At 50.1% G+C, this 6,068-nt stretch carries 8 protein-coding genes; 3 read left to right on the top strand and 5 right to left on the bottom strand.

The features are described 5' to 3' along the window. Positions 1–625: SDR family oxidoreductase (locus F8N00_RS15545; RefSeq protein ID WP_421018529.1), on the top strand; the 625-nt coding region annotated here is incomplete at its 5' end. An 81-nt stretch (positions 626–706) separates the two neighbouring features. Here the strand turns inward: F8N00_RS15545 and F8N00_RS15540 are convergent. From F8N00_RS15540 to F8N00_RS15530, 3 genes are all read right to left on the bottom strand, one after another. Then, positions 707–1,675 (bottom strand): LLM class flavin-dependent oxidoreductase, encoded by a 969-nt coding sequence (locus F8N00_RS15540; protein WP_421018528.1) that lies wholly within the window; start codon positions 1,673–1,675, stop codon positions 707–709. Positions 1,676–1,737: 62 nt separating this feature from the next. Continuing rightward, entirely contained in the window at positions 1,738–2,427 is a 690-nt protein-coding gene (locus tag F8N00_RS15535; protein ID WP_421018527.1) for an ABC transporter ATP-binding protein, read from the bottom strand. Between the two features lie 108 nt (positions 2,428–2,535). Further along, positions 2,536–2,928, bottom strand: a complete 393-nt coding sequence (locus F8N00_RS15530; protein ID WP_421018526.1) for a hypothetical protein — start codon at positions 2,926–2,928, stop codon at positions 2,536–2,538. 197 nt (positions 2,929–3,125) lie between these two features. On the opposite strand from F8N00_RS15530, the gene F8N00_RS15525 reads away from it, so the two are divergent. Beyond that, complete coding sequence (locus F8N00_RS15525) at positions 3,126–3,644, top strand: DUF4256 domain-containing protein (RefSeq protein WP_421018525.1); 519 nt, start codon at positions 3,126–3,128, stop codon at positions 3,642–3,644. 137 nt (positions 3,645–3,781) lie between these two features. Next, positions 3,782–4,645: a sensor domain-containing diguanylate cyclase gene (locus F8N00_RS15520; protein WP_023468378.1), complete on the top strand. Its 864-nt coding sequence runs from the start codon at positions 3,782–3,784 to the stop codon at positions 4,643–4,645. Here the strand turns inward: F8N00_RS15520 and F8N00_RS15515 are convergent. Both F8N00_RS15515 and F8N00_RS15510 read right to left on the bottom strand, forming a co-directional pair. Beyond that, entirely contained in the window at positions 4,607–5,296 is a 690-nt protein-coding gene (locus F8N00_RS15515; RefSeq protein WP_421018524.1) for an alpha/beta fold hydrolase, read from the bottom strand. The genes F8N00_RS15520 and F8N00_RS15515 overlap by 39 nt on opposite strands. Continuing rightward, a partial coding sequence (locus F8N00_RS15510) for an alpha/beta fold hydrolase (RefSeq protein ID WP_421018523.1) occupies positions 5,293–6,068 on the bottom strand: 776 nt, incomplete at its 5' end. The genes F8N00_RS15510 and F8N00_RS15515, both read right to left, overlap by 4 nt.

The raw sequence follows: 6,068 nt of genomic DNA, 5'->3' as shown, positions 1-6,068 counted from the left end.
ACGCCGGGAAGATCGTTTGCAAGAACTCGTCAAAGCGGTTGAAGCAGAAGGTGGTCAAGCCGTCTATCAAGTGACGGACGTGACTGATCGCGAACAAGTCGACGCACTCGCTAATCTTGCGAAAGACAAGTTCGGCTCAGTTGATGTCATCGTCAATAACGCGGGATTGATGCCACTATCACACCTCCATAAAAATCAACAGGATGAATGGAACACGATGGTCGACGTCAACATTAAAGGTGTTCTCCACGGAATCGGAGCCGTCCTCCCGTACATGCGCGAACAAAAAAGCGGGCACGTCATCAACATCTCGTCCGTCGCAGGTCACGAAGTCATGCCGTCAAGCGCCGTCTATAGTGGTACGAAATTCGCCGTTCGCGCCATCACGGAAGGTCTTCGTAAGGAAGAATCGGTCGACAATCACATCCGTGCAACGATCATCTCACCGGGAGCGGTCGATACAGAACTGAAGGACCATATTTCGGATGAAGAGATCAAACAAGGGATTGGTGACTTGAAAGCGATCGATGCGAGCGCGATTGCACGTGCCATCGCCTATGCCGTTAACGAACCAGAGGATGTCGCGATCAACGAGATCTTGATTCGTCCAACGGCTCAACGTTAATTATTTGTAGATTTGTAGATTTGTAGATTTGTAGACAGGACCCCTCATTAGCCAAACAGCTAACGAGGGGTCCTGTTCTGTTTAGAGTAGTCGTTCCGCGATGAGCTGGTACGACTGCAATCGTTTCTCTTGATCAAAGGCATTGTTGATCAGTAAAAATTGATCCGTTTGATAACGGGTTGCTAACGCCTCAAGTTCTCGCACAACGTCATCCGGTGTTCCAACAATCGCTCGCCGGCGATCTTTACGAATCCGCTCCGCTTGCACGTCATTCCAGACCTTTGCTTCTGTCGTCGTAAACGACGGAACAATCGAATTCCCGAGTCGGACGCCTTGAATCCAGGCATCCTGTGTTCGAGCGAGACGTTCTGCTTCTTCTTGTGTCGGAGCACAGATGACGAAAATACAGACGATGACGTTCTTCCCACCTGCCTCGCGATATGTCGAGAGCGTCTCTTCCCAACGATCCGGATTGATGAAGTGACCAAACACGAGACCACGGTCTTGTTCGGCTGCAATCCGCGCGCTACGTGGCGACAGACCCAAGATCGAAATCGGTGACGGTTGACGGTCACGCGGTGTCGTCTTGACGATCCGGTATGGGTGTCGATTCGATAGACTGTCTGTCAAGAATCCCGCCGTTTCATTGACGAGTCGACTAAACTCAGCTGCCCGATTTTTCTCTCCATCCGTCAACGCAAGTCGTGTCCGTTCGCTCCCGCCCGGAGAATTACCGATTCCGAGTTCGATCCGTCCCGGATAAAACGCATCGAGCGTCGCAAAGCTCTCGGCGACTTTCAGTGGATGATACTGCGGCAACAACACTCCACCTGAACCAAGCTTGATTTTTGACGTCTTCGCACCCATTCGGGCGATGAACAACTCCGGTGCCGCACTGAGCAAACCGTTCGTATTATGATGTTCGGCGAACCAGTACCGTTCATAACCGAGTCGCTCGGCTTCTAAGACGAGTCGTTCCGTCGCTTCCATCGTCGCTTCGACCGTATCGCCCTCATGTAACGGCACTTGATCCAGTATTCCTAGTCGCATCACGCATTCCTCCTCTACCCTTTCAGTGTAAAGGGTGGAGGAACGGAGTTCAAAAACGAGGCTCAGACACGGACGAGACGATCTTCGATGATGACGCCATCTCGCATCTCGATCGTTCGGTTCGCCCGTTCGGCAAGTGCCGGATCGTGGGTGACGAACAGGACGCCGCAGCCTTTTTCTTCGTTTAGTGACCGTAAGAGATTGAAGATGATTTCTCCTGTATCCGTATCGAGGTTCCCTGTCGGCTCGTCGGCAAGCAACCATTTCGGTTCATGGACGAGTGCTCGGGCAACGGCGACCCGTTGTTGTTGTCCACCGGAAAGTTGCGACGGCAAACTGCCTGCTTTATCAGCAAGACCGACTTGTGCAAGTAACTGCTCGGCGCGTTCTTTTTTATCGTATGGTACTTTTCGACCGAACAAAGGCGCCATGACATTCTCAAGCGCTGTCAGCGTCGGAATCAAATGAAACTGCTGGAAGATGAAGCCGATGTTTTCGAACCGGAAGTCGGATAGCTCTTTGCTGTTTAATTTATTGATTGGTTTTTCGTCGTAATGCAACTCCCCGCTCGTCGGACGATCGAGCGTTCCGATTAGACTGAGTAACGTCGACTTTCCAGAACCTGATGGACCGATGATTGAGATGAAGTCACCAGCTTCAAGCGTCACTTCGATGTCTTGTAACGCACGTGTCTCGACACCGTCTCCCGAAAATGATTTTCCCATCTGTTTGCATTGAAATGTTCCTTCCATATGTAAGCCCTCCAAAATTCGTGATAACGTATTATTCAAGAATTTATTGGGAATTCCTTCTAAATGAAAGGAAATAAAAAACAGCATTCTTGAGGAACAAGAATACTGTCAAGAAATACGTGGTTGAATGGAAACAAAATTTTTACGATAGACGATCTCATACGGTAAAACGAATAATAGACAGGCAAGAGCCGTGAACTGAATCATGCTTCCGGTTGGTGGTAGCGGAGACAGCGATGCATCATGCCACGCTTCATACAAACCAATGAAAAGAAACAGGACGACACTACTCGTCGTCACGTAGATGAGTAAACGAAGGGTCAATGGATAATGGCGGACGATCCACAACATTGGTAAACCAAAGATAAAATAGGATAACGTCATCGCAAACGTTCCGAACTGATAGACGATCTCAAAGTCGATCGTCGTCAAGAACGAATATGCTGTGAACGCTAAGAACGAAAGAATCGTCACAACAGCCGCATAACTGATCCAGCGCATACGGTTGGGCTCCTCTCCTGAATGTCGTTCCTGTACGCGCGATCGCAACAGAAACCGGATATGTACAATTAGTGTAGGCAGTCCGATTTCATTTGTCAATTGTCTTCAGATTGACTTATTCAGTCACTAAACGATTGCACTGGAAGCGGATTCATTGAATAATGGAAAAAAGGAACTAGGAAAGTGAGGTTTTACTGATGGAGGAACAACTCAGGACATTTCGTGATCGCTTTGAATCTACTACTAATTACCACGATGGTCTTTCGTATGACGAGGTCGAGTCTCGCCTGACGTCATCCAAACGAACAGCCCTCGCTTGGATGGAACAAACAGGCGGCGAGCCGAATGTCGTAACCCTTGCTGGACGACTCGTCATCGTCGACACTGCCAAAGAGAGTCCAGCTGGTCGTCGAAGTGTCTGTTTTGATGAATCTGCTCGACTTGGTCGCAAGAAAAATGCGCCCGCAGCAAGTGTCGAGTCGATGATTGAGATGCTAGAGGTGCACCTCTTAACACCAGAACAGTATCAAGAACTACAGACGCAGTTTTCGTTTGACGAAAAAACCTCCAGTTGGCTTGCGACACCAGACATGATCCGTCAAAAAGGTGGCGCTTTGTTCGGAGATCGTCGTTATGAGACGACGTTCATCTATCACAACGGAGCGGATTCCTATTATGCGAGCCGAGGATTTCGTGTCTGCATTGAGCTTGATTAATCCAAAAACACTCTACGATTGAAGTAGAGTGTTTTTTGTAAATTATAGGTAATAAAACCCAATTATGATATGATGGTCGATGAATAGAGGAGGTGGACGTCATATTTGTATTGGGATTGATTGTAGGTGGTCTTCTCATGTTGATCAGTTTCCGGTTATTCCGCCAGCAACAGCCGGATACAATCGCATTGTGTAAAGATATCTTCTACGTGTTCGAAGTGCAGCCGGAATATCGGTTTCGTTATATCAGTCCTTCCCTCGATGACCATATGGGGAAAGGCGTGGCAGCAGCCAGCTACATGGATCCGGACGAGTGTTTCGCGCGGATTCATCCGGAAGACATCGAAGTCTTGATGTCGAAGATTTCGGGCGACTGTGACTACGATCAGCCGTTTCGGCAACGCTGGCGGACGAATGACGGAACGTACGTCTGGTTCGAAGAATATGCGACACCCATTTGCGAAAATGGGCAGATCGTTGCCATCCAAGGGGTGATCCGTAACATTGACGAACAGTTGAAATCACAACAGGCATTGCTCGATCAATACCGGATCGATGCCTTGACTGGTCTAGGGAATCGCCATGCCTTCAACGAGGCTGTCCACACACTCGATCAAGAGAAGACGGCGTATGGGGTGATTCTGCTTGACTTGAATGAACTAAAAGAGCTCAACGACCGGTTCGGTCACGCGGTCGGTGATGCCTTGCTTGAACAAACAGGACTTTGCATCCGCCGCTTGACAGACCATGGCTACCGGATCGGTGGTGATGAATTCGTCTTGATCGACGAGAGTCCGTCGATTGAGCTGTTCGAGGGATTCGTCGAACACGTTCGCTCGACGTTCGCGACACACGAAATCGGACTCGCAATCGGCGCCGTTCATACGACAACAGGACGCCGTGTCGACGACGTCCTGCATGAGGCAGATGAGCAGATGTATCAAGAAAAGATGAATGATCGCTTAAGTCGTCAGCATGGATTGATGCGCTTGAAGCAATAAGGCGTTGAAGCGTTCCGGTTGATCGAGATTCGCCGTATGCCCGGCTCCCTCGACTGGTAAAACGATGACGTTTGGCACATGTTCCGCAACGAACGCGGTTGCGTCGACTTCGTATGTTTCATTCGTTCCGTTTAGGATGACGACCGGTAAGTTGATCGACCGCAGCATCGTTTCCGTCAGTGCCGGGAAACGGAATGTCATCAAATCAAGGACTGCCCGCGCCGTCGTTTTCCAGGCAGGACCATGCAACTGTTCGAACTGGTCGGCAATTTCCGGTGCTTGTTGTTCGAGGTCGAGGAAGAACTCTCGTTGCTTGCGCATCAGCGGCTCCATCGCTTTAGGAATGAATGGTGAAAAACCCGTGATACATACCCCTTCGAGTTCGTCCGGTGGGTCGAGTGCCAGTTGCATCGCAAGCGTTGCGCCAAGCGACAACCCGAGAATCCATCCTGGACCTTCCTGTGCCATCCGTTCGCGGATGGCACGTGTTGCTTGTGATAAGTAATCTTCCGTTGCCGGTTCCGTCGTCATTCCGTGACCAGGCAGATCAATCGGAATGAACGTAAAATCATCCGCTAAAGCGGATAGCTGTGGTGCAAAGTGTGTTGCTGCCGTTCCCATTAAACCATGCAGTACATACATACGTGTCATACGGTAAACTCCTTAAATTGATGTAGTGTCAATATCGCGTTTGCAATGACGTCCGGACGATCGCGATGCATCAGGTGCGATGTTCCCGGAACGAACGTCACGTTCGCCTGATAGGATAGATTCGCCTGTCGCTGAATCAATTCCTGCCATTTCTCTTCCATCCGCTCCAGTTCGTCTTTTGGAAAACCAGCAGCGCTCATCGTTTCGATCGACTGCGCTTTGTCCCGTCCAAGAACGGTCAACGGAACACCGAGATCGCGCATGCGTGGTTGAAGATCTTTTGCATCAGCTTTCCACTGCGAGATGATCGCATTCATCGACCGGTAATACGCCGGGTTCCAATCCGTGCGGTCATCCCCGTCCGGGATACGGTCACGTAAATCAGTTGCTTTTGATAGTTCTTCGAACCGATCGATCCAGACGGCGTCATCCCCTTCTCGTTCGAGCATCGGTGTATCCAGCTGATCGAGTTCTGCTAAATCAACGGACGTCGCATCCACGAGAACGAGACCGGCGACACGTTCTGGATGATGTAGAGCAAAAGCTTGCGCGACAAGACCACCGTAGGAATGGCCGACGAGTGTAACCGGAGTCGCAATATTCGTCGCGTTAAGAAACTGATTGATTTGCCGTAAAATGCCGGTCGTCCCGTCGATGTAATCGTCCGACCATTCGTGTGGATGAAAGCTGACGACGCGGTAGTCCGGTGTCAGTTTCGTCAGAATGTCCGCCCAGTCCTGATACGTCCCACCGAGCGAGGGTAGGAGTAACA

The sequence above is a fragment of the Exiguobacterium sp. A1_3_1 genome (genome assembly GCF_048985645.1).
Lineage (GTDB): Bacteria > Bacillota > Bacilli > Exiguobacteriales > Exiguobacteriaceae > Exiguobacterium_A > Exiguobacterium_A indicum.
Note: the sequence above shows the minus strand (reverse complement) of the source record. Positions and strands in the feature narration are given on the sequence as shown.